The sequence below is a fragment of the Corynebacterium sp. S5S1 genome, assembly GCF_001913985.1.
Taxonomy (GTDB): Bacteria; Actinomycetota; Actinomycetes; order Mycobacteriales; family Mycobacteriaceae; genus Corynebacterium; species Corynebacterium marquesiae.
The window spans coordinates 1-26,669 of sequence record NZ_MKXT01000028.1 but is presented as its reverse complement, the minus strand read 5'-3'; the positions used below and the strand labels follow the sequence as shown (position 1 = coordinate 26,669).

The 26,669-nt window shown below is 59.7% G+C and carries 27 protein-coding genes and 5 tRNA genes; 21 read left to right on the top strand and 11 right to left on the bottom strand.

Features of this window, described 5'->3' with window-relative positions; genetic code table 11:
* Positions 1–174 precede the first annotated feature (174 nt).
* Positions 175–1,266 (top strand): LysR family transcriptional regulator, encoded by a 1,092-nt coding sequence (locus BKN05_RS09715; RefSeq protein WP_350309225.1) that lies wholly within the window; start codon positions 175–177, stop codon positions 1,264–1,266.
* Between the two features lie 56 nt (positions 1,267–1,322).
* On the opposite strand, the gene BKN05_RS09710 is transcribed toward BKN05_RS09715, so the two are convergent.
* Together BKN05_RS09710 and BKN05_RS09705 are read right to left on the bottom strand one after the other, a co-directional pair.
* The gene (locus BKN05_RS09710; protein WP_286688535.1) at positions 1,323–2,486 is read right to left on the bottom strand and encodes an asparaginase; all 1,164 of its coding nucleotides are present in this window, start codon (positions 2,484–2,486) and stop codon (positions 1,323–1,325) included.
* A 136-nt stretch (positions 2,487–2,622) separates the two neighbouring features.
* Complete coding sequence (locus tag BKN05_RS09705; protein ID WP_286688534.1) at positions 2,623–3,633, bottom strand: acyl-CoA thioesterase; 1,011 nt, start codon at positions 3,631–3,633, stop codon at positions 2,623–2,625.
* Between the two features lie 33 nt (positions 3,634–3,666).
* On the opposite strand from BKN05_RS09705, the gene BKN05_RS09700 reads away from it, so the two are divergent.
* From BKN05_RS09700 to purM, 3 genes are read left to right on the top strand one after another with little or no spacing between them, the layout of a single operon-like run.
* A complete protein-coding gene (locus tag BKN05_RS09700; RefSeq protein WP_204611021.1) occupies positions 3,667–4,071 on the top strand; it encodes a sterol carrier family protein in 405 nt (134 codons plus the stop codon).
* Positions 4,072–4,081: 10 nt separating this feature from the next.
* Positions 4,082–5,578: an amidophosphoribosyltransferase gene (gene purF, locus BKN05_RS09695; protein ID WP_286688533.1), complete on the top strand. Its 1,497-nt coding sequence runs from the start codon at positions 4,082–4,084 to the stop codon at positions 5,576–5,578.
* Positions 5,579–5,596: 18 nt separating this feature from the next.
* Positions 5,597–6,649, top strand: coding sequence for a phosphoribosylformylglycinamidine cyclo-ligase (gene purM, locus BKN05_RS09690; protein WP_225746454.1), 1,053 nt, complete (start codon positions 5,597–5,599; stop codon positions 6,647–6,649).
* Positions 6,650–6,739: 90 nt separating this feature from the next.
* Here purM and BKN05_RS09685 read toward each other — a convergent pair whose 3' ends face one another.
* Positions 6,740–6,937: a DUF3073 domain-containing protein gene (locus BKN05_RS09685; RefSeq protein WP_193387586.1), complete on the bottom strand. Its 198-nt coding sequence runs from the start codon at positions 6,935–6,937 to the stop codon at positions 6,740–6,742.
* Positions 6,938–7,077: 140 nt separating this feature from the next.
* Positions 7,078–8,142: a CAF17-like 4Fe-4S cluster assembly/insertion protein YgfZ gene (gene ygfZ / locus BKN05_RS09680; protein ID WP_049378488.1), complete on the bottom strand. Its 1,065-nt coding sequence runs from the start codon at positions 8,140–8,142 to the stop codon at positions 7,078–7,080.
* A 30-nt stretch (positions 8,143–8,172) separates the two neighbouring features.
* On the opposite strand from ygfZ, the gene BKN05_RS09675 reads away from it, so the two are divergent.
* Positions 8,173–9,036: an aminodeoxychorismate lyase gene (locus BKN05_RS09675; protein WP_286688532.1), complete on the top strand. Its 864-nt coding sequence runs from the start codon at positions 8,173–8,175 to the stop codon at positions 9,034–9,036.
* Here the strand turns inward: BKN05_RS09675 and BKN05_RS09670 are convergent.
* Entirely contained in the window at positions 9,033–9,728 is a 696-nt protein-coding gene (locus BKN05_RS09670; RefSeq protein WP_232619451.1) for a heme-binding beta-barrel domain-containing protein, read from the bottom strand. The genes BKN05_RS09675 and BKN05_RS09670 overlap by 4 nt on opposite strands.
* A gap of 65 nt (positions 9,729–9,793) precedes the next feature.
* Here BKN05_RS09670 and BKN05_RS09665 point away from each other — a divergent pair, with 65 nt between their 5' ends.
* The gene (locus tag BKN05_RS09665) at positions 9,794–10,819 is read left to right on the top strand and encodes a diacylglycerol/lipid kinase family protein (protein WP_198493292.1); all 1,026 of its coding nucleotides are present in this window, start codon (positions 9,794–9,796) and stop codon (positions 10,817–10,819) included.
* Here the strand turns inward: BKN05_RS09665 and BKN05_RS09660 are convergent.
* Positions 10,803–11,630 (bottom strand): LmeA family phospholipid-binding protein, encoded by an 828-nt coding sequence (locus tag BKN05_RS09660; RefSeq protein WP_198492019.1) that lies wholly within the window; start codon positions 11,628–11,630, stop codon positions 10,803–10,805. The genes BKN05_RS09665 and BKN05_RS09660 overlap by 17 nt on opposite strands.
* Before the next feature lie 33 nt (positions 11,631–11,663).
* Here BKN05_RS09660 and mshD point away from each other — a divergent pair, with 33 nt between their 5' ends.
* The 5 genes from mshD (at position 11,664) to pstB (ending at position 16,822) form a co-directional block, all read left to right on the top strand.
* A complete protein-coding gene (mshD, locus tag BKN05_RS09655) occupies positions 11,664–12,581 on the top strand; it encodes a mycothiol synthase (protein WP_286688531.1) in 918 nt (305 codons plus the stop codon).
* A gap of 214 nt (positions 12,582–12,795) precedes the next feature.
* Positions 12,796–13,899, top strand: coding sequence for a phosphate ABC transporter substrate-binding protein PstS (pstS, locus tag BKN05_RS09650; RefSeq protein ID WP_225746459.1), 1,104 nt, complete (start codon positions 12,796–12,798; stop codon positions 13,897–13,899).
* Between the two features lie 122 nt (positions 13,900–14,021).
* Positions 14,022–15,068, top strand: a complete 1,047-nt coding sequence (gene pstC / locus BKN05_RS09645) for a phosphate ABC transporter permease subunit PstC (protein ID WP_286688530.1) — start codon at positions 14,022–14,024, stop codon at positions 15,066–15,068.
* A 14-nt stretch (positions 15,069–15,082) separates the two neighbouring features.
* The gene (pstA, locus tag BKN05_RS09640) at positions 15,083–15,997 is read left to right on the top strand and encodes a phosphate ABC transporter permease PstA (protein ID WP_225746461.1); all 915 of its coding nucleotides are present in this window, start codon (positions 15,083–15,085) and stop codon (positions 15,995–15,997) included.
* Positions 15,998–16,048: 51 nt separating this feature from the next.
* On the top strand, positions 16,049–16,822 hold the full coding sequence (pstB, locus tag BKN05_RS09635; RefSeq protein WP_023019857.1) for a phosphate ABC transporter ATP-binding protein PstB: 774 nt from the start codon (positions 16,049–16,051) through the stop codon (positions 16,820–16,822).
* 75 nt (positions 16,823–16,897) lie between these two features.
* Here the strand turns inward: pstB and phoU are convergent, their stop codons facing one another.
* Together phoU and dusB are read right to left on the bottom strand one after the other, a co-directional pair.
* On the bottom strand, positions 16,898–17,626 hold the full coding sequence (phoU, locus tag BKN05_RS09630) for a phosphate signaling complex protein PhoU (protein WP_239273289.1): 729 nt from the start codon (positions 17,624–17,626) through the stop codon (positions 16,898–16,900).
* A 101-nt stretch (positions 17,627–17,727) separates the two neighbouring features.
* Positions 17,728–18,873, bottom strand: coding sequence for a tRNA dihydrouridine synthase DusB (gene dusB / locus BKN05_RS09625; RefSeq protein WP_286688529.1), 1,146 nt, complete (start codon positions 18,871–18,873; stop codon positions 17,728–17,730).
* Between the two features lie 191 nt (positions 18,874–19,064).
* On the opposite strand from dusB, the gene scpC reads away from it, so the two are divergent.
* Both scpC and BKN05_RS09615 read left to right on the top strand, forming a co-directional pair.
* A complete protein-coding gene (gene scpC / locus BKN05_RS09620) occupies positions 19,065–20,567 on the top strand; it encodes a succinyl-CoA:acetate CoA-transferase ScpC (protein WP_286688528.1) in 1,503 nt (500 codons plus the stop codon).
* 109 nt (positions 20,568–20,676) lie between these two features.
* Positions 20,677–20,749 (top strand) — tRNA-Lys (locus BKN05_RS09615).
* A gap of 31 nt (positions 20,750–20,780) precedes the next feature.
* Here the strand turns inward: BKN05_RS09615 and BKN05_RS09610 are convergent.
* Positions 20,781–21,113 (bottom strand): metal-sensitive transcriptional regulator, encoded by a 333-nt coding sequence (locus tag BKN05_RS09610; RefSeq protein WP_286688527.1) that lies wholly within the window; start codon positions 21,111–21,113, stop codon positions 20,781–20,783.
* An 82-nt stretch (positions 21,114–21,195) separates the two neighbouring features.
* On the opposite strand from BKN05_RS09610, the gene BKN05_RS09605 reads away from it, so the two are divergent.
* From BKN05_RS09605 to BKN05_RS09580, 6 genes are all read left to right on the top strand, one after another.
* Positions 21,196–21,271, top strand: a tRNA-Glu gene (locus tag BKN05_RS09605).
* A gap of 35 nt (positions 21,272–21,306) precedes the next feature.
* Positions 21,307–21,380: transfer RNA gene (locus BKN05_RS09600), tRNA-Asp, on the top strand.
* A 58-nt stretch (positions 21,381–21,438) separates the two neighbouring features.
* Positions 21,439–21,753, top strand: coding sequence for a DUF4288 domain-containing protein (locus tag BKN05_RS09595; protein ID WP_286688526.1), 315 nt, complete (start codon positions 21,439–21,441; stop codon positions 21,751–21,753).
* Between the two features lie 85 nt (positions 21,754–21,838).
* Positions 21,839–21,912, top strand: a tRNA-Asp gene (locus tag BKN05_RS09590).
* A 19-nt stretch (positions 21,913–21,931) separates the two neighbouring features.
* A tRNA-Phe gene (locus BKN05_RS09585) sits at positions 21,932–22,004 on the top strand.
* A gap of 48 nt (positions 22,005–22,052) precedes the next feature.
* On the top strand, positions 22,053–22,343 hold the full coding sequence (locus BKN05_RS09580) for a GNAT family N-acetyltransferase (RefSeq protein WP_225746467.1): 291 nt from the start codon (positions 22,053–22,055) through the stop codon (positions 22,341–22,343).
* A gap of 39 nt (positions 22,344–22,382) precedes the next feature.
* On the opposite strand, the gene epsC is transcribed toward BKN05_RS09580, so the two are convergent.
* Both epsC and cysK read right to left on the bottom strand, forming a co-directional pair.
* Entirely contained in the window at positions 22,383–22,946 is a 564-nt protein-coding gene (epsC, locus tag BKN05_RS09575; RefSeq protein WP_286688525.1) for a serine O-acetyltransferase EpsC, read from the bottom strand.
* Positions 22,947–23,016: 70 nt separating this feature from the next.
* Positions 23,017–23,952 (bottom strand): cysteine synthase A, encoded by a 936-nt coding sequence (gene cysK / locus BKN05_RS09570; protein WP_286688524.1) that lies wholly within the window; start codon positions 23,950–23,952, stop codon positions 23,017–23,019.
* Between the two features lie 264 nt (positions 23,953–24,216).
* On the opposite strand from cysK, the gene ramA reads away from it, so the two are divergent.
* Positions 24,217–25,056, top strand: a complete 840-nt coding sequence (gene ramA / locus BKN05_RS09565; RefSeq protein WP_005325834.1) for an acetate metabolism transcriptional regulator RamA — start codon at positions 24,217–24,219, stop codon at positions 25,054–25,056.
* Between the two features lie 21 nt (positions 25,057–25,077).
* The gene (gene murA / locus BKN05_RS09560; protein ID WP_049377289.1) at positions 25,078–26,346 is read left to right on the top strand and encodes a UDP-N-acetylglucosamine 1-carboxyvinyltransferase; all 1,269 of its coding nucleotides are present in this window, start codon (positions 25,078–25,080) and stop codon (positions 26,344–26,346) included.
* Positions 26,347–26,669: the final 323 nt, after the last annotated feature.

The window sequence follows — 26,669 nt, the reverse complement described above, 5'->3', positions numbered from 1 at the left end:
GCCGGGTATTCGAGACGGCCTGACAACACAGGCACATAGCGTTGATCACACAATAAAAACGGAGCTTTCTTGGCTCCCGCCCCAAGTTGCAACAGCACCATTCCGAGGCCCATAACGGCCCCGGCCCAGCCTGGGCCGAGCGGGGGAAGGTCTATCTCGTTCTGAATTTTTAACATGCGCTTGAGGCTATGCTTTACGGCAGAATTGCGGGAGGGCGTTCATTCTGGTCGGGGTTACAATGAAAATATGTACCCCTCGCGAATCGGTAGTAGTGATGACTTTTTACCAGTTCGGCGCGGATTTGTCCCCGATGCCCAGACAGTCGACGCTGTACTTGCTGTGGCACGGTATGGGGGTATGAATCAGGCCGCCATACACCTGAATGTCTCCCAACAGTCGGTGAGTAATCGCATTGCCAATTTTGAAAGGCATCTAAATCAACGCATTTTTTGGCGTGGAGCTGCGGGTAGTTTTACTACGGAAGTCGGCTCCCAGGTTGTCCGGGTACTCGAGGTGCTAGAGGAAGCCTTGAACGACTGCGCGCGTGGTCTTGAGAGAGCCATCGGTGAAGACGTCACCGAGGAAATTAAATTGGTGGTCTCGCATACAGTCGCCGAGGTAGATTACCCGCGCTGGGCTGCGGCGTTTCAACGTGCTCACCCGAAAACTTTTCTGCGTATGCGCCAGCTCAATAGCCGGGAGGCCCAGCGCCATGTAGTACAGGGATTGGCGGATTTAGCCATTGTGGAAGGTAACTGGGTATCCCATGAACTGCACCAGCGCGTAGCCGGACACGACGAACTCGTTGTTGTCGTCCCTGCAGGGCATTATTGGGCTCGCGCGGATAGCCGAAGTGGATCTGGGGCTCCTACAGTATCCGAACCATTGAAGGGGGTGGCTGCGGTATCTAAAGAGGAGCTGCAGACTACTCCTTTGGTTCTGCGTGAGCAGGGAAGCGGCACGCGGGAGGTAGTAGAGGACATTCTGGGGTCACTCGCTCCTCCTGCAGGAGAATTTGGATCTCTGGGGGCGCAACGCGCTGCTATAGGCGCTTTAGGCGCTCCAGGGGTTATAGCAAGGCGAGCAGTGGAGTCGCAGTTGTCTACCGGCGAGTATGTAGAGGTCCCGGTAGCTGGGATCAAGTTTGACCGGCCCCTACGTGTGGTGTGGAGCTCGCAGAACCGACTCCCAGAGCCGGCTCACCGGTTTCTTCGCTTCCTGGCGGACTATGCGCACGGGGACGAGGTCGAAACTAAGCGTGGCTGATGAAAACTCGTTCATTAATGTTGTGTCTCCACCAGCCGGTACTCCAAGGCGAGTGTTTATTCAGCGTGAGCGAAGAGATCTTCAGCATCGGTGCCGGTCGTAATCGCGGCGGCTAGCAGCATACGTGCTTGGGGAGCGCGTAGGGTGCCAGAGGAGATAACGCCGGCGTCGGCAAGCGTGGCACCGCCACCGGCCCCGCCGTAGATGCCCTCCACTGGGCCGTGATCCACGCGGGTGGTGAGCACGACCGGAACCTTCTTGGCCGCGGCCTTAGCGGCTTGGGCTAGCTCGTCGCCGATATTGCCGGCGCCCATTCCCTCAATCACGATGCCTTCGGCGCCGCTGTCTAAGGAGCGCTGGATAAGGTCGGCCGGCGCGCCGGGGTAGGCGGCGATGATATCGACGCGGGTATTGCCCAGCGGCTGATGCTTCAGGGCCTTCGGGCGCTGAGGTTGCTTCTTGCCATTGTTATTGGCAAAGCCATCGGCCTTGGCCGTATCGGACTTAAAAGCGCCGCGGGCAGGGATAACGTGATCCGCAAAGGCAATGAAGGTACCGCGGCCCTTGTTAGAAGGGTCAGTTACCGTCTTGACAGCGAGCGCCAAGTTGTCCGGACCATCCGGATCTGGGTCATCAAAGGGACGCATCGCTCCGGTAAGGGCTACCGGCTTATCGCTGTCCTGGAAGGTATCGACGGCGATGGCGGTTTCTTCCATGGAATCGGTGCCGTGGGTGACCACTACGCCATCGACATCATCGCGCTGTAGCTCTTTATTTACGGCCTCGATGATGGTATCGGTATCGTCCAAGGTCATCGCGGAAGAATCCAGCTTGGCAATATCTTTGACCTCTAGCGTGAGCTTGTCCTCGTCAAAGGTGCCGGAAAGGGGATCCACCAGTTTGGAGCCGGTAACGGTGGGAACCACCGCACCGTCTTTGTCATGAGTGCTGGCAATGGTGCCGCCGGTAGAAAGGACCACCACGTGGCCCTCGGCGGTGGCGCGTGGGCCCTCGCTTTTCGTCGTGGAGGTTTCGGTAGTTTCTTCCGTGGTTGCAGACGTGGAACTGGTGGCGCTGTGCGGCGCGGAAGACTCGGGTGCCGCGGCCGAAGTCTCTTCATCCGGGAGATTATTCGGGTTCTGGCAGGACGCCAAGAGGAATGCGGAAGCGACTAGAGCAAGGCCGGCGCGGGCCGAGCGACGCATTGTTGAGGTGTGCATATTCCCTCGTTTCTGTGTGTGGGAGGCGAAAGCGGACGGCGGGAATCGTCGGCCGCATATACGTCCATCTAAAGCAGAAGTGCGGGGCGCCCGCTGCCACTATGGACTTGCTAACACCGAAACGAGGGGAGAGCGGCTAGTCGATGTGCTGGTTCGACGGCGCCACCACCAAAGGCTTTGGCGAGTACTTGGCACGCAGCTCGCGCAGCACGGTCGCGTGCTCGGCCAGGCGCTTGTCTTCCTCGGTATGCGGATTGAAGGGGCGGGCTACCTGCGGCTGGCCATCGTGATCGAGGGCGATATAGGCCACGGTGGCGTGAATGGCGGTTTGCAGGTGTTCGCGGCCGCCGCGGGGGTTGCCGGAGCGGACGTGGATAGACATCTGCATCGAGCGGGTATCGGTGCGCATCATGCGGGCGTCGACCTCGATGAGGTCACCGATGGAAATCGGGCGGTAGAAGCGGATGCCGCCGGCGTACACCGCAACGGTGCGCTCCGCGGACCACTCCATGGTGCAAGCTGCGCCGGCCTCATCGATCCACTGCATGGCCGTGCCGCCGTGGACCTTGCCGCCCCAGTTGACGTCAGTGGGCTTGGCCAGGAAGCGATTGACCATGCGCGGGGCATCGGAAGACCCGTCATAGGTTTGTTTTTCCATCTCTTCCTCGATGGCCTTGCGCAGCTCGATGCGGGACTTGGCGGCCTCTTCCACGCGGCACTGCTCATCGGTCTCCGGGACGAAGGGCGGCACCGGGGTGGACTTGCCGGTGGCCGGGTCCTTGGCTACGAAGATGACCAGGCAATCGCAGGCGCGGGTAAAAATACCTTCGCGCGGGTCGGCAGAGAGCACCTCGTTGACGATGTGCATGGAGGAACGCCCGGTCATAGCGATGCGCGAGCGGACCTCCACGATGTGCCCGGAAGGGATCGGCCGGGTGAAGTGGATATGGCCCACGTATGCGGTCACGCAGTACTGGCCGGACCACTGCACGGCGCAGGCATAGGCGGCCTTATCAATCCATTCCAAGACGCGGCCACCGCTGATGCCGGGGGCGCCGGCCATGGTGACGTCGGTTGGCGATGCCATAAAGCGCAGCGTCAGCGCCGGCGATTTCTGGTTTTCCGCAACGGAAGGCGTAGGTGACATAAACAACAAGATAACAGTAGCTATGATGTAGCTATGAAAAAGCCCGTCGATCCCGCAGCCACCCGCGCGGCCGTCATGGCCATCAAAGACTGGATTGCCGCCCCGGCGGAGCACGATAAGCCTGGTAGGGCCCTGCTTGCCGACGCCGTCCGCCGCACCGCCCGCACCCTCGAGGCCGACGCGCCGGGCCATTCCGTGGAACTGCGCGTACCCCCATTTGTTGCGGTGCAATGCATTGAAGGACCCCGCCATACCCGCGGCACCCCACCCAATGTGGTGGAGACCGACCCGGAAACCTGGCTGCGCCTCGCCACCGGATTGGCGGACTGGGAAGAGGCCGTAAGCACTGGTCGCGTCGATGCTTCCGGCTCCCGCGCGGGCGAAATTGCGCAGTGGTTGCCGCTTATTCCGTTAGTTTCCGGCGGCGCGACAGGCTAATATAAACGCCGTGGTAGAAGTACATACTCCTAGTATCACCAATCTTGACGATCATAATGAGCAGGAGCCCCGCGAAGAGTGCGGCGTCTATGGCGTGTGGGCTCCCGGGGAGGAAGTCTCCAAGCTGACCTACTTTGGTCTCTTCGCCCTGCAGCACCGTGGTCAGGAGGCTGCCGGCATTGCGGTGGGCGATGATGACCGCATCGTCGTCTTCAAGGACATGGGCCTCGTGGCCAATATCTTTGATGAGTCCACCCTGTCTGCCCTCCAAGGAAACGTAGCGGTGGGCCACACGCGCTATTCCACCGCCGGCGGGAAGGAATGGTCCAATGTCCAGCCGATGTTTTCTACCTCCTCCACCGGGGTAGACATCGCCCTTGGGCACAACGGCAACCTGGTCAACTACTTGGAACTGCGCGAGGAGGCCGTGCAGCGCGGCCTGATTAAGCCCCATGAGGAGTCCGTATCTGACTCCATGTGCTTGTCTATGCTGCTTGCCGACGGCGTGGATGAAGACACCTCCGTCTTCGACTCCGCCCGCGACCTGCTCCCGCGCGTGAAGGGCGCGTTTTGCCTGACCTTTACCGATGGTCACACCATGTACGCCGCGCGCGACCCGCACGGCGTGCGCCCGCTGGTCCTCGGCCGCTTGGCCAACGGCTGGGTGGTGGCCTCCGAAACCTGTGCGCTGGATATCTGCGGCGCTCAGTTCATCCGCGAGATTGAGCCCGGCGAGCTCGTCGCCATCGATGAGGCTGGCATCCGTTCCGTGAACTTCGCGCCGGCCAAGCGCCACGGCTGTGTCTTCGAGTACGTCTACTTGGCTCGCCCGGATAGCGATATCAAGGGCCGCTCCGTCAACGCCTCCCGTGTGGACATTGGCCGCCGCTTGGCCCGCGAATACCCGGCCGAGGGTGCGGACCTCGTCATCCCGGTTCCCGAATCCGGCAACCCGGCCGCCGTGGGCTATGCCCGCGAATCCGGCATCACCTTCGCCCACGGCTTGGTCAAAAACGCTTATGTGGGACGCACCTTCATCCAGCCCACCCAGACCCTGCGCCAGCTGGGCATCCGCTTGAAGCTCAACCCGCTGCGCGAAGTCATCAACGGAAAGAAGCTCGTCGTGGTGGATGATTCCATCGTCCGCGGCAATACCCAGCGCGCACTCATCCGCATGCTGCGCGAGGCCGGCGCCGCCGAGGTGCACGTGCGCATCGCCTCCCCGCCGGTGAAGTGGCCGTGTTTCTACGGTATCGACTTCGCCTCCCCGGGCGAGCTGATCGCTAACGCCAGCCCCTCCGACGATCCGGAAACCGTCTGCGCCACTATCTGTGACACCATCGGCGCCGATTCCTTGGGCTTTGTCTCCATTGAGGAGATGGTGGCCGCCACCGAACAGCCGCGTTCCGAGCTGTGTACCGCCTGCTTATCGGGTGAGTACCCACTTGGCCTGCCCGCCGGAAACTCCAATGCAGAAGCCGTGCGCACCCTGCTCGGCACCGAATAACAAAGGACACCTGAAACCATGAGTGACAATACTTACGCAGCAGCCGGCGTCAGCATCGAAGAAGGTGACCGCGCCGTAGAACTTTTCGCCCCGCACGCTAAGCGCGCCACCCGCCCCGAGGTTCTGGGCGGTCTTGGCGGCTTTGCTGGCCTATTCAAGCTCGGCGATTACAAGGAGCCCATCCTCGCCGCCGGTTCCGACGGCGTCGGCACCAAGCTGGCCGTGGCCCAGGCCATGGACAAGCACGACACCATCGGTATCGACCTCGTTGCGATGTGTGTGGACGATCTCGTTGTCTGCGGCGCGGAGCCACTCTTTTTGCAGGACTACATCGCCGTAGGCAAGGTCGTGCCGGAAAAGGTGGCCGAGGTAGTCAAGGGCATCGCCGAGGGCTGTGTGCAGGCCGGCGCCGCGCTGCTGGGTGGTGAGACCGCCGAGCACCCCGGCATGATGGCAGAAAACGAATACGATGTCTCCGCCACTGCGGTGGGCGTCGTTGAGGCCGATGGCGTACTTGGCCCAGACAAGGTCCGTGAGGGTGACGTGCTCATCGCTATGGGCTCTTCCGGCCTACACTCCAATGGTTACTCTCTGGCCCGCCACGTCCTGCTGGAGCAGGCTGGCATGCCTCTCGACGGCCACGTGGAAGAGCTCGGTCGTCCCCTTGGCGAGGAGCTGCTGGAGCCCACCCGCATTTACGCCAAGGACTGCCTGGCTTTGGCCAGCGAATGCTCCGTATCCACCTTCTGCCACGTCACCGGTGGTGGACTGGCAGGTAACCTCGAGCGCGTCATTCCAGAGGGGCTCGCAGCCGATATCAACCGCGCCACCTGGACCCCAGGCCAGGTCTTCAAGCTCATCTCCTCGGTGGGCAAGGTGGATCTGGCGGAAATGGAGAAGACCTTTAACATGGGCGTCGGCATGATTGCCGTAGTCAATCCTGAAGACCGCGACCGTGCCCTGGCAATGCTAACCGCACGTCACATCGATGCGTGGGAGCTGGGCACCGTCCGCTCCGCTTCCGGCGAGGAACCGCGCGTGGTCATGCACGGCGAGCACCCGAACTTCTAGCAGGGCCCTGCCCCTGCCAGGGCGAGGGTATGAGGAAGGGCCCTAGGAGATTTCCTAGGGCCCTTGAGCTATCCGGCGGCGAGCGGAAGATTAGCGTTCGTCGCGGTCGGCATCATCCCATTCGTCGACGTAGTCGGCGTATGGGTCATCCTCTTCATAATCGCGGGAGTCACCCTCTTGCTGTGCGGCGAGTTCCCGTTGTAGGGACTCGATATCCATCTCGGGTGAGTTGTACTTGAGCTGGCGTGCAACTTTGGTCTGCTTTGCCTTTGCGCGTCCGCGTCCCATGTGCATGACCCCCTTGGGTTAGTAGGGCGCGCCAGGGATTCTTGGGCGCCCCATCGACTTGTCTATTGAGTATCTTCCTGTAAGACACAATAGCCTGTGTGACGAAAAAATTCCGCACCGCCCCCTAGCTAGTGGGAGATCTAACGCCCTCGCAGCCGGTTTACTGCCTCACGCCCAGCCTTGGGGCCCTCATCCTCGGGGATGGAGGAAGGATCGATAGACGCCGCGGTATCGCCCACTTCTAGGGTGCCGGCGTCCAGCGCAGAGCGCTTCACTAGGCCTAGGGCGATGGGGCCGAAATCGCAGTCATCCACAATCGTGCCGATGCGGCCTACCTTACGTCCATTGAAAGTAATGTTATCGCCCACATTTGGCCGTTGTGGCGCGGAGCCGTCGAGGTGCAGCTGTACCAATAGGCGAGGGGAGCGGCCCAGATTTTCTACGCGCGCCACCGTTTCCTGGCCGCGGTAGCAGCCTTTATTGAGGTGGACGTGGGCCGGATTAGCGGCGCTGCGGCTGATCCACTGCGGCACCTCGTGGGGGATGGACTTATTATCCAGATCCGCTGCCAGCTCCGGCTCGCGGGCACGCACGCGCTCGGCGGTAAACGCCATGAGCCCCGCTAGCCGTGCACCGGATTCCTCTAGGTATTTCGTTGCCTCGACCAAGGATTCGCGAGGAATGCCAAGGTCAACGCGCTTAATTCCTGGCCACTGGACCTGGCGGGAAAACTCCACCATGGGCGGAAGCGAAACATCGGCCTCACCCAGGAGGGTAAGGATGGCGATATCGGCTTCCTCTACGGTGACCTCGGACCAAAAGACCATCATGGTGAGGAACTTAAAGAGGGAGTCGAATTGCGCCCCGGGGACGTCAATAAGAAAGGCATCGTCGGTCCGCACGATATCCATGTGGTGGAGGATGTGGCCTTGGATGTCCAAGTCGAGGGCGCCGGCGGTGAAACCCACGGGGGCGTCGTCAAGCTTCTGTGAAAGCAGATTATTCAGAAACTCGGCGGCGTCTTTGCCGCTCACGCGAATGACGCGGCGCTGGGAGCGGTCAATGACGATGGTGCCGCCATCGGCGGCCCGTTGCTCGCCCAGCGGATTGCCATAGTGCCAGGCCACACCCTGGGCATCGAGTACGGTCGCGTCCTGGTGCTCCGCGGCACCGGCGCGCTGCAGAAGAGGCGAAGAATAACTCACAACTACCGATGGTAGGGCATAATCAAAAGTATGAAGTTTTCGCCGCGAAAAGAGCCGGTCATCTACGTTGTGGAGCCCTTTGGAGGGTCGGTACGCAGGCACATGCCCGCGCTGCCCCTCGTCTACGCGGACGATGCCGCGGTCACCCGCGGCGATGGCATCTTTGAATCCCTGCTCGTGCGCGGAGGAAAAGCCGCTAACCTGCAGCGCCACGCGCAGCGCTTTTGCGATTCAGCCCGCACGATGAACCTGCCGGAGCCGCCCATGGACAAGTGGGAAGAAGCCACCCGGCTCGCCATCGCGGACTTCTGCGGGGACGAGCAAGGCGATGCTAAATGCACGTGGACCTATACCCGCGGGCGCGCCTCCACGGGGCGGCCGAGCGCGTGGGTTGTTGTGCAGCCGATTGAGGACAAGGTGCTAGAGCACCGCGCCCACGGCGTCGCCGTCATGACAAGCCCCCGCCTGTGGCACGTGGCGGAGGAATTGCCCGCCAAGACGCTCAATTACGCGGCCACCATGGCGATGCTGCGCATGGCGCGGGAGAAGGGCTTTGAGGATCTCATCCTCACCGACCCGGACACCGGAGAAATTCTCGAGGGGGCGACCTCAACCGTGGTGGCCGTCAAGGGCGAGAAACTGCGCACTGCGGCCGGCCGCGGCATCCTGCCCGGCACCACGCAAGCCGCGCTCTTCGCGCACGCCAAAGAGAAAGGCTATCGCTGCAAGGCCAAGCCGCTGACCGTGGAGTACTTAGAAAAGGCGGATTCGGTGTGGCTAGTGTCCTCCGTGCGCGTTGCGGCGCGTGTCACCCGGTTGAATGACAAAAAATTAAAGGCCCCGGACAACGTGGACGTCATCCGAGACCTTATTGATGCCGCGCTAGGGTCTTAGCCAGCGATGCGGGTGAGCTCCGCAGACATGTAGGGGCGCATTTCGCCATCCACCATGCGCTCGTCTACCCAGCCCAGGTTGTTATTGGGCATCAGGCCGTACATGCGCTTGCCTGGGCCTAGGTTCTTCGGGCCGGTCTCCGTGACCATGGTGGAGGCGGATTCCAGCTGCCATGCGCGGTCATTGAAGGGCTCGCCGTAGAAGATCTCCACGATGCCGGTAGAAGAGGTGTAGGTGACCTCGATTTCATCCTTTTCCGAGATACGCCAGAAGCCGGTCTCGCGCACAGACGGGCCTTCCGGCTTGCCTTCGGTATCGATCTTCCAGGTGCGGGAGCTAAACGTCAGGTAATTTTCGCCATCGTGGGCGATGACTAGTTGCTGGCCAAAGGTGTACTCCTGGCCCTTCGTATCGTGGGCCTGGCCCTCGCCCTGCCAGACGCCAACAAGGGGGAGTAGCCCCAGCAGGCCGTCGTGCAGCGACGGGCCCTGGCGCAGGTTCGCGGTATCGTCCGGTACCGGGGTATCGCCCAGCTCGAGAGCGGGGATATTGCGGCTAGCGGCGTCCTTCCACTGCTCGGCAGCCTGGTTCACGGCATCGTTGCCATTGAGCTTTCCAGGATCGTTTTCCGGGTGAGAAGCCGCGGTAGTTTCGATGTTTTCAGAGGTGGTTTCATTATTATTTTCGCTCATGGCCGTCCAGCCTAGTCGTGCACCCGCCTATTTAACTACTAGACTTGGACCTCGTGCATGCATTGATGATCTCGAATCCAAACTCGACCTCACAAACCAACGCCCTCTTCCGCCAAATCGTTCCCGCCCTCCAAGCGGTAGAGGGGCTACACCTCAAGGTGCAATTTACGCATTACCCTGGCCACGCCGAAGAGATGGTCAAAGGAATGACTAGGGATGACTATGACGTCATCATTGCTGTGGGCGGAGACGGAACCGTCAACGAGGTGGTCAACGGGCTACTCGGCCCGGCCGATGGGCAGCGCCCCGATCCTCAGTCCATCCCGGCGCTGGCTGTCATTCCGACCGGCTCCGCGAATGTCTTTGTGCGTGCCCTAGGCTTTCCCAGCACTCCGGTGGAGGCCACTCATGTGTTGGCTCGCATGCTCGACCGGGATCTGCGCCGCACCATCTACCTAGGAACGTGGAACGAGCGGTGGTTTGCCGTCAACGCTGGCTTCGGTTTGGACGCGGATGTCTTGGCGCGCGTGGATCGCGCTCGCGAGCAGGGATTTTCGGCCACTCCGCTGCGTTACCTCAACGTCGCCATTCGGGCCTGGAGCCGGGCGCGGAAGAACCCACCGCATATTGCGGTGACGGCCGAGTCCAGCAGGGGCGAGCAGCTACGCAAGGACGATGTGCCACTGTTGTTTACCTCGAATACCAACCCGTGGACATTCCTGGGCCCGCTGCCGGTAGTGACTAACCCGCGCAATTCCTTTGATGAGGGCCTTGCTCTCTTTGGGCTGGAGGAGTTTAGCGGGCTCGGCGGCGTCGTTGGCCTGCTGCACCTCTTCGGTGCCGATAAGCGCGGATGGCTCAATAGGCTCACCAAAGAAAAGACGGTGGCCTTCGACGACGCCATGCGGGTTGAGCTAGTCTGCCGCGAACCGCAGCGCTTCCAAGCCGATGGAGAATCGGAGGGGCGCTTTGATGCGGTTACCTTGGCCTCTGTGAAGGATGCCATCGAGGTATTCGCCCCGCAGGATAGGCGAGAGGCCCATCAGCGCACGATGAAGGAAGTTCTCCGGGACTTTATTCGCCTGCGCTAGTCTGCGGCGCGGGGCCGACTCGGTGCTTGGTATCGGCGGCCTTCTTTTCCGCCTCTTCCACGGCCTTTTGCTCCGAGCCGTCAATCTCCAGCGGGGAGAGCTGGGCCAGCTGCACCTTAATATTGCGGCGCTGTACCTCGAAGGAAATGGTGCCACCCTGCATTTTTACCGCGGTCGCTTGGGCCGGAAGCGGCAACTGGCGGGTATCGAAGTTGAGGGAAAAGGCCTTTTGCAGGCGCTCATCGTTCGTGTCATAGACCTGCATGCGAAACTCCGGCCCAACCAGGCGGAGGGTGACCTTGGCGGTGGACTCGTGGGCGTCGCCAGGCAGGGTGCCCGTTAGCTCTGCTTCTGCAGAGGTGCCACCGGAGGGGGAAATATCGTCCGGGTTGGCGATGGAGAGATCGGTAATCCCCAATAGGCGGCCCAGCGCCACACCATCCAAGGAAATGCCGCGCGAGTAGGTGGAGACGGGCGCGCCCTCGATATCTCCATTCATTACCTGCTCTGGGGTGACGGTGATATCGCGTAGCACGGTTGAAGCATTGACCATGCCTAGCTTGGGCACCTCCACATCTAGCGCCTTGACCTCGAGATAAGGGATTTCCTTCGAAGCCGCCGCCCACAGGTAGGGGGTGCCGCCGATGAAAACATCCGGCGTATTATCCAGCCGCGAATTGGCTTTCACGGCTTGCGCCACCTTGTGTTCCGTGTGCATAGCCACGCAGGCATCCGCCACCCAGGCTGCAATGAGCACGCACACCACGAGGAGGACGTGCACGATGCGCCGGTCAATCTTAAGAACACTCACCCTTTCATTCTTACCCTACGTATTCTGGGGCCTATGACTAGCAATGCCTTTAAGATTACGGAAGAAAACCTACCGGACGCACCGGAGCTGGCTCGCCGCGTTGAAGCGCTGGCTGAGCAGGCCGAACGTGCCGATGGAATGGCGCCGTTGTCGGAGCAATTCCTCAACGGTCTTAGCGATTCTCGCTTGGAGCATCGCCACCTGGTGGCCTGGGTAGGGGAGGAGCCGTGCGGCGTGGCCGGTCTGGAGGGGTCGACCGCCGAGCTATTAATTGCCCCTGATCACCGCGGGCAGGGCTTTGGTGCCGCGCTTTACGACGCCGCTGCTAAGACCCCCAACCTCCAAGCCTGGGCCCACGGGAACCTGCCGGCGGCACAGGCGCTGGCGCACTCCCGCGACCTGCAGGTCACCCGCAAGCTGGTGGTCATGGGTATCGGGGGAGAAGAGCTCGCAGTGGCCGCCCGCCCCGAAGCCTTGCCACTGACCGCTCTGAATTACACCGAGGCGGCGGATAAGTGGGGCAAGGACTTTGTGGAAAAGCAGTGGCTCAAGGTCAACAACGAGGCCTTTTCTTGGCATCCCGAACAAGGCGGTTGGGATCTTGATCGCCTGCACCGCGGCATGGAGGCGGACTGGTTCGATCCCGCTGACCTGCTTTTCCTATGGGATACGGCAGATGAGCCGGCGCTGGCCGGCTTCCACTGGACCAAGTGGCATGCGGAGGAAACTCCGGCCTTCGGTGAGGTCTACGTGGTGGGCTTGGCGGAAGGTTACCGCGGCAAGAAGTTGGGCGGTCCGCTGCTGCAGGTTGGCCTGCGCCGCATGGTGGAAAAGGGAGCTAAGCGGGTAATTCTTTATGTAGAAGCGGATAATGATCCGGCGCTAAAGGCGTACGAGCGCCTAGGCTTTGAGGTTGATGAAGAGCACGTCGTATGGGGCGTGTGTGACTAACGTCATGGGGCGCAGGACGTTTGTTCACCCAGTGTTTACCTCTTGGCACCCTTTTGGTCAGATCCTGCGGATAGCTTTACACCCTGTGAGTTAACCGCACCTGTGCGCCTGCATCTCGCCCCAGAAGGCGGAGCGGGATGCAGGAAATATCTCTCCAGGAGATGCGGTTTCCTCGGACAATCAATCTCTGATCTGCACCGGAAAGGGTTTTCCCGTGATTCGCAACTTCAAGCGCACTGCCGCAATCTTCGGCATCGTAGCCGCAACCTCCACCGCTCTCGTAGCTTGCTCTGAGGAGTCTGGCTCCTCCTCCGACTCCGCTGGCGGCGAGGACGTCTCCGGCGAGCTCGTCGGCGACGGCGCATCCTCCCAGCAGAACGCAATGTCCTACTTCCAGACTGCGTTCTCCGAGGATTACCCAGACGCTTCCCTCTCCTACAACGCTTCCGGTTCCGGCGCCGGCGTTGAGGCCTTCACCAACGGCCAGGCTGACTTCGCTGGTTCTGACTCCGCTCTGAAGGAAGACGAGGGCGAGGTTGAGGCTGCCGCTGAGCGTTGCGATGGCAACGAGGCATGGCACCTGCCAACCACCATTGGTCCGGTTGCCATCGCCTACAACCTGGGTGACACCGAGATCAACCTCTCCACCGAAACCCTGGGCAAGATCTTCAAGGGCGAAATCAAGAAGTGGAACGACAAGGCCATCGCTGCTGACAACGAGGGCACCGACCTGCCGGACAAGGACATCACCGTCATCTTCCGTTCTGACGAGTCCGGTACCTCCGCAAACTTCCAGAAGTTCCTCAAGGCCGCTACCGGTGACTGGGACTCGGAGGGCAAGCAGTTCCCAGACGCTGTTGGTGAGGGTGCTAACGGCTCCTCCGGCGTTGCTGACCAGGTTGCAAGCATCGATGGTGCTATCACTTACGTCGAGGCTGGCTTCGCAGACCAGAAGGAAGGCGAGGGCGTCAAGAAGGCCAAGATCGACTTCGGCCACGGCCCGGTTGAGCTGTCCACCGAGTCCGTCAACAAGGCTCTGGAGAACCTGGAGTTCAAGAAGACCGACTCCGAGCACAACATGGTTGTTGACTCCGAGGCACTGTTCTCCTCCGACAACGAGGGTGCATACCCGCTCATCCTGACCACCTACAACATCGTTTGCTCCAAGGGCTACGATGAGGAGACCTCCAAGCTGGTCAAGTCCTTCTTCACCACCGTCCTGGATCATCAGGATGACCAGCTGGCTGAGCAGGGCTTCATCCCGGTTGAGGGTGCACACCTGGACAAGCTGAAGGCTGCTGTTGACGCTCTGCAGTAAGCGCTAAAGCTGCAAAAGCTTAATACCTCCCCGCCCCCACTGCCGCACACAATTCGCGCTTTGGGGGCGCAGGTATGTAACGATATTTTCCATTTTTCACGCTGAAAAGGATTAACAGTCTCATGGCAGACAATAATCTCACCACGGCTCCAGAGCAGGTGGACGCGAACGTCACCTCTGCCGAGCGAGTCTCCAACAGCGGACACGGCGAGGTAGCTACCACCAGCTCCAATAGCGGCGTAAAGCGCCCGGGCGACCGTGTCTTTGAGTTCTTTTCCACTGCTTCGGCAACGCTTATCACCGTCATGATTGCCGCCATTGCCGCCTTCCTGCTGTGGCGTGCGGTTCCCGCCCTGGGAGTCAATGATGGCGGCATCATGGGCTTCTTTACCTATGGTGGACGCTGGGAGACTTCCGATACCTCCGCGATGAAGTTCGGTATTCCGACCATGTTCGGAACCACCGTTCTCATTTCGGTCTTCGCCCTTCTGCTGGCCATGCCGGTGGCCCTGGCCATCGCCATCTTCCTGTCCAACTACGCGCCTGCCCGCTTGGTTAAGCCGCTCGGCTTCCTCGTGGACATGCTCGCTGCGGTTCCTTCCATTGTTTATGGTCTGTGGGGCTGGCAGGTTCTCGGCCCGGCCCTATCCGGCTTCTACTCCTGGATGGAATCCTGGGCGGGTGGCTTCTTCTTGTTCCACGTCTTCGACAACTCGCCGTCTTTCGCTACTGGTCGCAACCTGTTCACCGGTGGCATCGTGCTTGCCGTGATGATTCTGCCGATCATCGCCGCCACCGCGCGCGAGGTCTTCGTGCAGACCCCTCCAGGCCAGGTGGAATCCGCCCTGGCTCTGGGTGCTACCCGCTGGGAAGTTATCCGCATGACCGTTCTGCCATTCGGCATGTCCGGCTACATCGCTGGCTCCATGCTCGGCCTGGGCCGTGCCTTGGGTGAGACCATGGCGCTGTACATGGTTGTTTCCCCGCTGATTGACTTCCGCTTCTCGCTTTTCGACGGCGGCACGACCTTCGCCACGGCCATCGCCCTGGCATCTGCCGAGTTCGGTAACGAGATGCGCGCTGGTGCCTACATCGCCGCCGGCCTCATGCTGTTCTTGCTGACCTTCGTGGTCAACGCAATTGCCCGCGCCATCGTGAAGAGTAAGTAAGGAGGGGAGGATCAATGACTACGACTACTAATGCCAAGCCTGCCTCCCAAGGCGGCGCGACCTTCCTGGACATCTCCGGCTCCCGCAAGATGACCAATAACACCGCCACCGCGGTGGTCTGGGGCGCAATGATTCTGGCCATGGTTCCGCTGGTATGGGTTCTGTGGGAACTCATTGCCCGCGGCAGTGGCGTCATCCTCAACCCTGAGTGGTGGACCGCTTCCCAGCGCGGCATCATGAATAGCTCTTCTGGTGGCGGTGCCGCTCACGCCATCGTGGGTACCTTTGTCCAGACCATTCTGGCCTCCATTATCTCTATTCCGATCGGCATCTTTACCGCCATCTACTTGGTGGAGTACTCCAAGGGCGGCTGGCTCGGCCGCATCACCACCTTCATGGTGGACATCCTGTCCGGTGTGCCTTCCATCGTTGCGGCCCTGTTCATCTTTGCCATGTGGATCACTCTGTTCGGCTTTGGCCGCTCCGGCTTCGCCGTGGCGTTGTCCCTGGTGCTGCTGATGATTCCAATTGTGGTGCGCAATACCGAAGAGATGCTACGCGTGGTCCCCATGGATCTGCGTGAGGCGTCCTACGCACTCGGCGTTCCGAAGTGGAAGACCATCGCCCGCATCGTTCTGCCTACCGCACTGTCCGGCATCGTCACCGGCATCATGCTGGCGATTGCTCGCGTGATGGGTGAGTCCTCGCCGGTGCTGGTCTTGGTTGGTTCCTCCTCCGTCATCAACTGGGATGCCTTCAAGGGCTCTCAGTCCTCGCTCCCGCTGATGATGCTGGATATGTATAAGGCCGGCGCACAGCCCGCCGTACTGGACAAGCTCTGGGGAGCAGCGTTGACGCTGGTTATCCTCATCGCCGTCCTCAACATTGCGGCCCGCATCGTTTCCGCGAAGTTCTCGGTTAAGAAGTAAACGCCGTACCACTCGATTCCGCCATACACTTGCTAGAGGAGAAACTCCCAAATGTCTAAGCTCGCGCTCAATGACGTGAACATTTTTTACGGCGACTTCCACGCCGTGCAGAACGTGAATATGCAGATTCCGGCTCAGGCCGTGACCGCATTCATCGGCCCTTCCGGCTGTGGTAAGTCCACCGTGCTGCGCACCATCAACCGCATGCACGAGGTCATCCCCGGCGCCTCCGTGAAGGGCGAAATCCTGCTCGATGGCACCAATATTTACGGACCGAAGGTCGACCCGGTATCCGTACGCAACACCATCGGCATGGTCTTCCAGAAGGCTAACCCGTTCCCCACGATGTCCATCGAGGACAACGTCGTGGCAGGCCTGAAGCTGTCCGGTGAAAAGAACAAGAAGAAGCTCAAGGAAGTCGCGGAGAAGTCCCTGCGCGGCGCCAACTTGTGGGACGAGGTTAAGGATCGCTTGGACAAGCCAGGCGGCGGCCTCTCCGGTGGTCAGCAGCAGCGTCTGTGCATCGCCCGCGCTATCGCCGTGGAGCCAGAGGTGCTACTCATGGACGAGCCTTGCTCCGCGCTGGACCCGATTTCCACCCTTGCCGTGGAGGACCTCATCCACGAGCTGAAGGAAAACTTCACCATCGTTATTGTGACCCACAACATGCAGCAGGCAGCCCGCGTGTCCGATAAGACCGGCTTCTTCTCCCTAGAAGCAACCGGTAAGCCAGGCCACCTGGTGGAGTTCGATGACACCACCAAGATCTTCGAGAATCCTTCTCAGAAGGAGACCGAGGATTACATTTCTGGCCGCTTTGGCTAAAGAGTAGAGAGATTGTCCGAGAGGAAGGGGGCCGGTTCGAAAGAACCGGCCCCCTTCTTTGGTGCTTAGATTCGTCTAACGGCGAAACTGACGCTCGAGATCTGCCATCCGTGCTTCAAATTCGGCGTCCTTTTTGTCCTCCTCTAACTTCTTGGCATAGTCATTGGGCAAAAGACCCGTGGTCAGATAGATGATGTGGCCGGCCACGGAGACGCAGTGGTCCGCATAGCGCTCGTAGTAACGCGTAATTTGTGAAGTCTCAACGGCTTCGCGCACGCTGCCTTCCCATTCGCGCTGAGTCAGGATGCGCAGCATATGGGAGTTGATATCATCCACTGCATCATCGTCGGCACGGAGGTTGACGGACAAATCCGCATCAGGGGTGACGAGGATATCGTGCAGGACCGACCCCATTTCTTCAGTGAGACGGTACATCTCCTCGAAGTAGCCGATGTAATTCGCCGGTACCACGGCGACAGGGTGGCGGCGGCGCGCGGAGGCCGCGATGTGCTGGGAAAGCCGGCCCATCCGGTAGAGATCCTCCACGATATAAATCGAGGAGACCACCTGACGGAGGTCCTGTGCCATGGGGTTTTCCAGGGCCAAGAGTTTTACGGCACGCTCAGAGCACCTAGCGCGGATCTCATCTAGCTCCTCAGTCATGGTGAGGGCATCTTCCGCGGAGTCCAAGGCGCCTTGCAGCAGCGCCAAGGAGGCCTTATCCATGATGTCGCGAACGGTATCGCACATCACGATGAGGTCGTGGGAGAAATTGTCTAGGTGTTCCCTGTAAGCGGCACGCATGCCAAAGATAATAGCGAAAAATTTCGGCGCTTGCGCAACTTAAGTAGAGCATAAATGCAAGTTTCCTGTGCGTTCCTAGCTGCTCTTATACCTTTGTTAGGTTATCCGCCGGAGTTCATAATGTCAGCGGCAACCGGAACGCAGTCGTCTTCTGGATCGTCGAGCCAGCCATCCGGCAAAGCCACCTTGGATGGTGAGCCTTGGCGGCCGCGGGCTCCGTCGGCGTCGGCAGCCAGGGCATCGGAATCCGCCCAAGGGGCTAGAAGCTCACGCAAGGCATCGAGGGAATTGACCTTGGCTAAGCCCGCGCGGACCTGGCCACCAACCGGGAAACCACGCAGGTACCAACCGATGTGCTTGCGGATATCGCGTGAAGCATTGTTCTCGCCATCGTGTTCCGCCAGTAGCTCCGCGTGGCGGAGGATTACCTGGGTGACCTCGCCCAGGGTGGGCTCTGCCGGAATGGACTCGCCGCGCAGTGCGGCGCCGAGCTCGGCAAAAAGCCACGGGCGGCCGAGGCAGCCGCGGCCTACCTGCACGCCGTCGCAGCCGGTTTGTTCCATCATGCGGCGGGCATCCTCGGCACGGAAGATATCGCCATTGCCCAGCACCGGCACGCCAGTATCTGCCAGATGCTCTTTGAGGCGCGCGATTTCGTCCCATCGTGCTTCGCCGGAGTAGCGCTGAGCGGCGGTGCGGCCGTGCAGGGTAACGGCGGCGGCACCGGACTCGACGGCGATACGCCCGGCGTCGAGATGCGTATGGTGCTCGTCGTCAATGCCCACGCGCATCTTCACCGTGACCGGGATATTGGTTCCCTCGGTGGCCTTGACTGCGGCGGAGACGATATTGCCAAAGAGACGTCGCTTATAAGGCAGCGCGGAACCGCCGCCGCGGCGGGTCACCTTGGGAACCGGGCAGCCAAAGTTCATATCGATGTGGTCCGCCAGGTTTTCATCGACGATCATCTTCGCGGCTTTATAGGTATATTCCGGATCCACCGTATAGATCTGCAGGGAACGGGGATCCTCCTGCGGCGCAAAGGTGGTCATGTGCAGCGTCTTTTCATTGCGCTCAACCAAGGCGCGGGCCGTGACCATTTCGCAAACGTAGAGGCCCGACACCGTGCCGGTGCGCTCCAGCTCTTGCTCGCGGCACAACGTGCGGAAGGCAACGTTGGTTACCCCCGCCATCGGGGCGAGGATGACGGGGGAGGAGAGATCGTAGTGTCCAATGCGCAAATTCACGCCCCAATTGTGCTAGTTAACGGGGGAAAATAGCAACCGGGCCCACAGTGGCAACGTACCCTATTTTTGCTTTATGGGGTAGGGGTCACACAAAAGTGGTGGAAATCTTGCAAAGATTCGCTAATGTGGGCTGTGTAACTATTTAGGACGGCCGTTATTTTGGCTGGCCCCTTAATGAAGGAGGATTACCCATGTCCGAAAGAATCGCGTATGCCCCATTCGAGAAGCTCGTAGTTTCCGCAGAAGAGGCTGCTCAGCACGTCAACCACGGTGATCGTGTAGGAATTTCCGGCTTCACCGGCGCTGGCTACCCCAAGGGTCTGCCCACCGCCATTGCAGAGAAGGCCAAGGCTCTACATGAAAAGGGCGAGGAATTTAAGATCGACGTCTTCTCCGGCGCTTCCACCGCCCCGGACTGCGATGGCGTTCTGGCGGAAGCTGAGGCGATTCGCTTCCGCTCTCCTTATAACTCCGATCCCACCCTGCATAAGCAGTTCAATGATGGCACCGCGCTTTACCAGGATATCCACCTGTCTCACTCGGGCCAGCAGGTAGAAGAGGGCTTCTACGGTGACTTCCAGGTAGCCATTATTGAGGCCGTGCGCATTACCGAAGAAGGCCACGTGGTGCCGTCCTCCGCAGTGGGCAATAACCTCGAGTTCATCGAGGCTGCTGATAAGATCATCATCGAGATTAATGAGTGGCAGTCCATCAACCTCGAGGGCATGCACGATATTTACCGCATTGAAAAGCTGCCTAACCGCCAGCCAATCCCTATCACTAAGCCGGGCGACCGCATCGGTACCACCTACATGGAGGTGCCGGAGGACAAGGTTGTCGCAGTGGTTAAGACCGATGCCCCGGACCGCAACGCGCCGTTCAAGGAACCGGACGAGATTTCCGAGAAGATCGCCGCCAACTTCATCGAGTTCCTCGAGGGGGAGGTCGCCGCTGGTCGCCTTGAGTACGACAAGTTCATCATGCAGTCCGGCGTGGGCAACGTCCCCAACGCCGTGATGGCCGGACTTTTGGATTCCAAGTTTGAGAATATTCAGGCTTATACCGAGGTCATTCAGGACGGCATGCTCGATCTCATCGATGCGGGCAAGATGACCATGGCTTCCGCCACCTCCTTCGCGCTGTCCCCGGACTATGCGGAGAAGATGAATGCGGAGGCAGAGCGCTACCGCAAACACATCATCCTCCGTCCGCAGCAGGTTTCCAACCACCCGGAGGTCATCCGCCGCGTCGGCTTGATTTCCTCCAATGGCATGATTGAGGCTGATATCTACGGCAACATCAACTCCACCAACGTGTCCGGCTCCCGCATCATGAACGGCACCGGCGGCTCGGGTGACTTCACCCGCAACGCTTATATCTCCACCTTCGTTTCCCCGTCTGTGGCTAAGGATGGCGCAATTTCCGCGCTGGTTCCGTTCGTGTCCCACACGGACCACACCGAGCACGACACCATGGTCATCATTACCGAGTACGGCGTAGCCGACCTGCGCGGTCTGGCGCCGAAGGAGCGCGTGGAGAAGGTCATCTCCGTGGCACATCCGGACTACCGTCCGTTGCTCGAGGAATACTTCAACCGTGCCAAGGAAAACAAGTTCCAGCACACCCCGCACGACCTGAAGACCGCCTTTGACTTCCAAGTCCGCTTCATGGAGAAGGGCGATATGCGCGGCTAATGTAACCACACCCCGGCAGGCGCTCAGCGGCGAGCTGGGCGCCTTTCGCTTGCCGACGCCCCCCTAATTAGGACTTTGCAAATACCGCACGCTAAAATGTAGCGACGTTGGGCCTTTAGCTCAGTTGGTAGAGCTACGGACTTTTAATCCGCAGGTCGTGGGTTCGATCCCCACAGGGCCCACAACTGGAGCCACCTTTTCGGGTGGCTCCTTTTAGTTTTTCACCATCTTCTTAATGGCGCGCATGGCCTCTTCTAGCTTCTCGGTGGCTACTTCACCGTCTTCGGCGGCGGCACCAGCCACACAGTGCTCAATATGGTCTTCTAGGAGCGCCAGTGAGACATTCTCCAGCGCCGACTTCACCGCCGAAATCTGGGTAATGATGTCGATGCAGTATTGGTCTTCCTCGACCATGCGGTGGATGCCGCGTGCCTGCCCCTCAATGCGCTTGAGTCGGGCAAGGTAGCGATCCTTGCTCTTAGAATCCGCGTTATATCCGTGCACGTGCGGCTCCTGGCAGGAGCACGTTTGATGCTGGTCAGACATGGTTCCTAATCTTTCTTGGGGAGCGATTTTGTAACTAGGTGAGGTCTCCAGTATATTTCTAGAGGTCGCCTTAGCGCGACGGGCCCCCATCGTCTAGCGGCCTAGGACACTGCCCTTTCACGGCAGCGGCACGGGTTCGAATCCCGTTGGGGGTACCAACACGAAAGTGTTGGTTCGAATTGGATATTCGATTGGCCTTGTGGCGCAGTTGGTTAGCGCGCCGCCCTGTCACGGCGGAGGTCGCGGGTTCAAGTCCCGTCAAGGTCGCAGAATGAGCAGCAATCGCTTCGGCGGTTGCTGATTTTTGTTTTGTTAGGCTGGCGCTATGGAGCCATACGTCGGAATCGCTGTCTTTGAACTTGCCTCCGAAAGCTCGGAGCATTCTAACTTCTTCCGAGAGGACTTCTTTCTCGTCTATGCAGGCTCGGATGAGGAGGCGCACCGGAAGGTCGAGGCACGGGCCCATGAGCAAGAATATGAGGGCCTGTGGCTGCGCCACATTGTTGATGTCGCTCCGGCCCTTTATGGCCATGTGGACCGAGATTGCGACCTTTACTCGCGGCACTTTGCTGCACTGGAAGACTATGAGCGCTTTGAGATGAACTTGGGTGGAAAAGATCCGCAGCAGGCCTCTAAATAGCTTTCTGACGTGCTGATTTGGTGAGTATTGGGAGTCTTCTGTAAAGTATCTATCCGTGCCCAAGAGCACACACATAATTAAAAATGGCCCTGTGGCGCAGTTGGTTAGCGCGCCGCCCTGTCACGGCGGAGGTCGCGGGTTCAAGTCCCGTCAGGGTCGCGGAAACCTTCGGGTTTCTGGCCAGATAGCTCAGTCGGTAGAGCACACGCCTGAAAAGTGTGGGGTCGCCAGTTCGATCCTGGCTCTGGCCACAATAATGGCTCCTCGTAAGAGGGGCCATTTTTGCTTAGTATGGGCACATGGAACATGCTATTGCACACCAGACAGATAAGTCCCGCTACGTCCTTACCGTGGACGGCGTCGAGGCGGGCGCGTGCCACTACGTAGATGCCGGCACGACTCGCGAGTTCAACCACACGGTCATCAAGGATGCTTTCCGCGGCCAAGGATTGTCAGCGCCGCTGATTAAGGCTGCGCTTGACGACGCCCGGGGCGTCGGCAAGCAAGTCATTGCTTCCTGCTCCGCCGTGGCGCACTTTATCGAAAAGAACCCCGAATACCGCGATCTGCTGCGCCCAGAAGGCATGTAAAAGCGGCCCACAGTAGCCTGTGAGCCGCCGGGAGAGAATTTAGATGTAGTAGTCAGGGTCGACCAGTTTAATGCGCTCATTCGGGTTGCGCGGACGGTTCTTGGCCGGAATGCCCACCGCGATACTTTCGGCGGGAACATCCTTCGTCACCACGGCATTGGCGCCAATGGCCGATCCTTCACCGATCGTAATGGGACCGAGCACCTTGGCACCCGCACCGATGGTCACATTGTCTTCGACAGTGGGGTGGCGTTTGGTTTGGGTAAGGACCTGGCCGCCGAGGGTGACACCGTGGTAGAGCATGACACCATCGCCAATCTCTGCGGTTTCACCAATGACAATGCCCATGCCATGGTCAATAAAGAAGCGGCGGCCGATAGTTGCGCCTGGGTGGATTTCCACGCCGGTAAAGAAGCGGTTAATCTGCGCCAAGATGCGCGCGGGCCCGCGCAGGCCACGCTTCCACATCCAGTGCGAAATGCGGTGAGACCACACCGCGTGGAGGCCGGAGTACACTACTGCATTTTCGATGTCGCCACGCGCGGCCGGATCGTGATCTCTTGCATTTGCTAAGTCTTCACGGATGTAGCTCATAATGTTCATGCCCACATAGTACTGGCATAAAAAAGGCACCCGCCAAGGTTGGCGGGTGCTTTTATTCAAGCGAAGTAATTTAAGCTTCGCGGATGTCCTCGAAGAGGATGGTGGAGACGTAGCGCTCACCAAAGTCTGGCAGGACAACTACGATGGTCTTGCCCTCGAGCTCTGGGCGCTCCGCCAGCTTCAGAGCTGCGGAAACGTTAGCGCCGGCGGAGATACCAACCAGCAGGCCTTCCTGGGTAGCCAGGTCGCGGGATGCCTTGATGGACTCCTCGGTGGTGGCCGTAAAGACTTCGTCGAGAAGCTCGCGGTCAAGTACCTCAGGAACGAAGTTAGCGCCGATGCCCTGAATCTTGTGCGGGCCAGCGTGGCCTTCAGACAGAACAGGGGAGTCGGACGGCTCTACCGCAGCCAGGTGTAGGTCTGGGTTCTTGGACTTCAGGAAGCGGCCTGCACCGGTAACGGTGCCGCCGGTGCCTACGCCAGCAACGAAGGCGTCAACCTTGCCCTCTGCGTCTTCCCAAATCTCCGGGCCGGTGGTTTCCTCGTGAATCTTCGGGTTCGCCTCGTTAGCGAACTGTGCAGCCAGGATGGCGTTATCGGTCTCGGCGACAATTTCATTCGCCTTGTCGACGGCGCCCTTCATGCCCGCCGCACCCGGGGTCAGCACGATTTCTGCGCCGTAAGCACGCAGCAGCACCTTGCGCTCGTTGGACATGGTCTCCGGCATGGTCAGGATGACCTTGTAGCCCAAGGTGGCGCCAGCCAGGGCCAGGGCGATGCCGGTGTTGCCGGAGGTAGCCTCCACGATGGTGCCGCCTGGCTTGAGCTGGCCGGATTTCTCGGCCGCTGCGACGATGGCCTTGCCGATGCGGTCCTTCACGGAGTTGGCCGGGTTAAAGGACTCAACCTTGGCAAGCACGGTGGCGCCCTTGCCCTCGGTGAGGCGGTTCAGGCGGACCAGCGGGGTGCCGCCGATGGTTTCCATAATGTTGTTGTAGACAGCCATTCTGTGGACTCCTTTGGGAATCAGATTTGGGTTCAAATCGCGTACAACGCAAGCGTACACTACACAAGTAGACCAGTCAGTATATAAATTCTAGACCGGGCATTCGGGCATTCCATGTGGGATTGCAGCGCCGGATAAGCCGAGGGCGATTTCGAATTACCCCCACATGCTGTCTATACTTCCACTCAGTTGCCCGCTGATCCCCAAATTCCCGGGGGAGGACGGGTACACCTACTTGGTTACCCCCGACGAGGAAAGAGTCTCATGGAGTCGCATCGCCTCAAAGATGATGAAGAATCCGTACGCGCGGCCCTGTCGTCCCTGAAGACCGCTACAGGTATTCCGGTGACGATGTACGCCACGCTGCTGCCCGATAATCGCCTGCAGATCACACAGTGGGTGGGGCTACGCACCCCAGCGCTGCAGAATCTGATCATTGACTCCGGCGTCGGTGTAGGTGGGCGAGTGGTCAGCACTCGCCGTGCGGTAGGTGTATCCGACTACACGCGTGCCACCACCATCTCGCACGAGAACGACCGCGTAATTCAGGACGAGGGCCTGCACTCCATTGTGGCCGTGCCCGTTACTGTGCAGCGCGAAATTCGCGGTGTCCTCTACGTCGGCGTTCACTCCCCAGTTCGTTTGGGCGACAAGGTCATTGAAGAAGTGACGATGACCGCGCGCACCCTCGAGCAAGACTTGGCCGTTAATTCCGCCATGCGACGTGCCGATGGGTCCAAGGGCGGAGCCGCCCGCGGCCACGTCATGAACGGTGCCGAGTGGGAGCAGGTCCGTTCCACTCACTCCAAGCTGCGTATGCTGGCCAACCGCGTAGAAGACGAAGAACTGCGCAAGGAGCTAGAGACGTTGTGTGACCAGATGGTCTCGCCGGTGCGCGTGAAGCAATCCACCAAGCTCTCCGCCCGCGAACTCGACGTTCTCTCTTGTGTGGCCCTAGGCCATACCAACGTAGAAGCAGCTGAGGAAATGGGAATCGGCGCAGAAACCGTGAAGTCTTATTTGCGCTCGGTAATGCGCAAACTCGGTGCGCACACCCGCTACGAGGCGGTTAATGCCGCTCGTCGTATCGGCGCATTGCCTTAAGAACCGGTAGCGTAGGCAGTTGTGAAAGATCAGTTTATTGTTTCCGGCGGTGCCCGCCTAGAGGGCACCGTTAAAGTAGATGGCGCGAAAAATAGCGTCTTGAAGCTCATGGCCGCATCCTTGCTGGCCGAGGGCACTACGACGCTGACGAACTGCCCAGAAATTCTGGACGTCCCCCTCATGAAGAAGGTTCTCGAGGGGCTCGGCTGCGAGGTAGTTATCGAGGGTTCTGAAGTCCGGATTACGACCCCTGCACAGCCGCAATCCAACGCGGATTTTGACGCGGTCCGCCAATTCCGCGCATCCGTCTGCGTGCTCGGGCCTTTGACCTCCCGCTGTGGCCACGCGAAGGTAGCGTTGCCTGGTGGTGACGCGATTGGTTCCCGCCCGCTCGATATGCACCAAACCGGCCTAGAAAAGCTCGGCGCCACCACCCGTATTGAACACGGTGCCGTCGTGGCAGAGGCTACGCACCTGCGAGGTGCGAATATCCGCCTGGACTTCCCGTCCGTAGGCGCTACCGAAAATATTCTTACCGCTGCGGTCCTCGCCGAAGGGGAAACCGTTCTCCATAACGCGGCTCGCGAGCCGGAGATCGTCGATCTGTGCACCATGCTCAAGTCCATGGGTGCCGATATCGAGGGCGAGGGAAGCTCGGTGGTGACTATCCGCGGCGTCGATAAGCTGCAGCCCACCCAGCATGAGGTTATTGGTGACCGAATTGTGGCCGGCACGTGGGCGTACGCTGCCGCCATGACCCAGGGCGATATCACCGTGGGTGGAATTTCCCCGCGCCACCTGCACCTGCCGCTGGAAAAGCTGAAGTCTGCCGGCGCGGAACTAGACACCTATGAGAATGGTTTTCGCGTGCGCATGGATCAGCGACCACAGGCTGTGGACTACCAGACCCTGCCATTTCCGGGATTTCCCACCGACCTGCAACCGATGGCTATTGGCATATCTGCCATTGCGGACGGAACAACCGTCATTACGGAGAATGTCTTTGAATCCCGCTTCCGCTTTGTAGATGAAATGCTGCGCCTGGGTGCGGACGCCCAGGTTGACGGTCACCATGTAGTAGTCCGCGGTAAAGAGCGGCTCTCTTCTACTCACGTATGGAGTTCCGACATCCGTGCGGGTGCGGGTCTTGTACTTTCTGCATTGTGTGCGGATGAGACGACTACGGTCCACGATGTCTTCCACATCGACCGCGGATATCCCAACTTTGTAGAAAACCTGCAGCGCCTCGGCGCCACAATTGAAAGAACTCAAGAAGAAGAGCTCTTTTAACGACGTCCCCAGCGCACCGTTTTCCCTTGTGTGCTGGGGATTTGTCATTATTGGTGGGGTTGGGCTAGATTAATCCAAGTCGCCGCGAGGTAGCCGGTTGGTTACTTTGAAGCGAATTTTGTACGGACTTGGTTCGATGATTTGACTTGGTTCATTTGGTTGAGTAAGTTTGTACGAGCCGCCAATGAGAGGTTAACGGTAGGTTAATTTTCTTGTGGTGTGCGGATGATGTTTGAGAACTCAATAGTGTGCCAATGTACTTTTTATTTTTTGTGTGCATGGTTGTGTGTTGATTGGTTTGTCTGCCAATGAGCCTTTAGGTG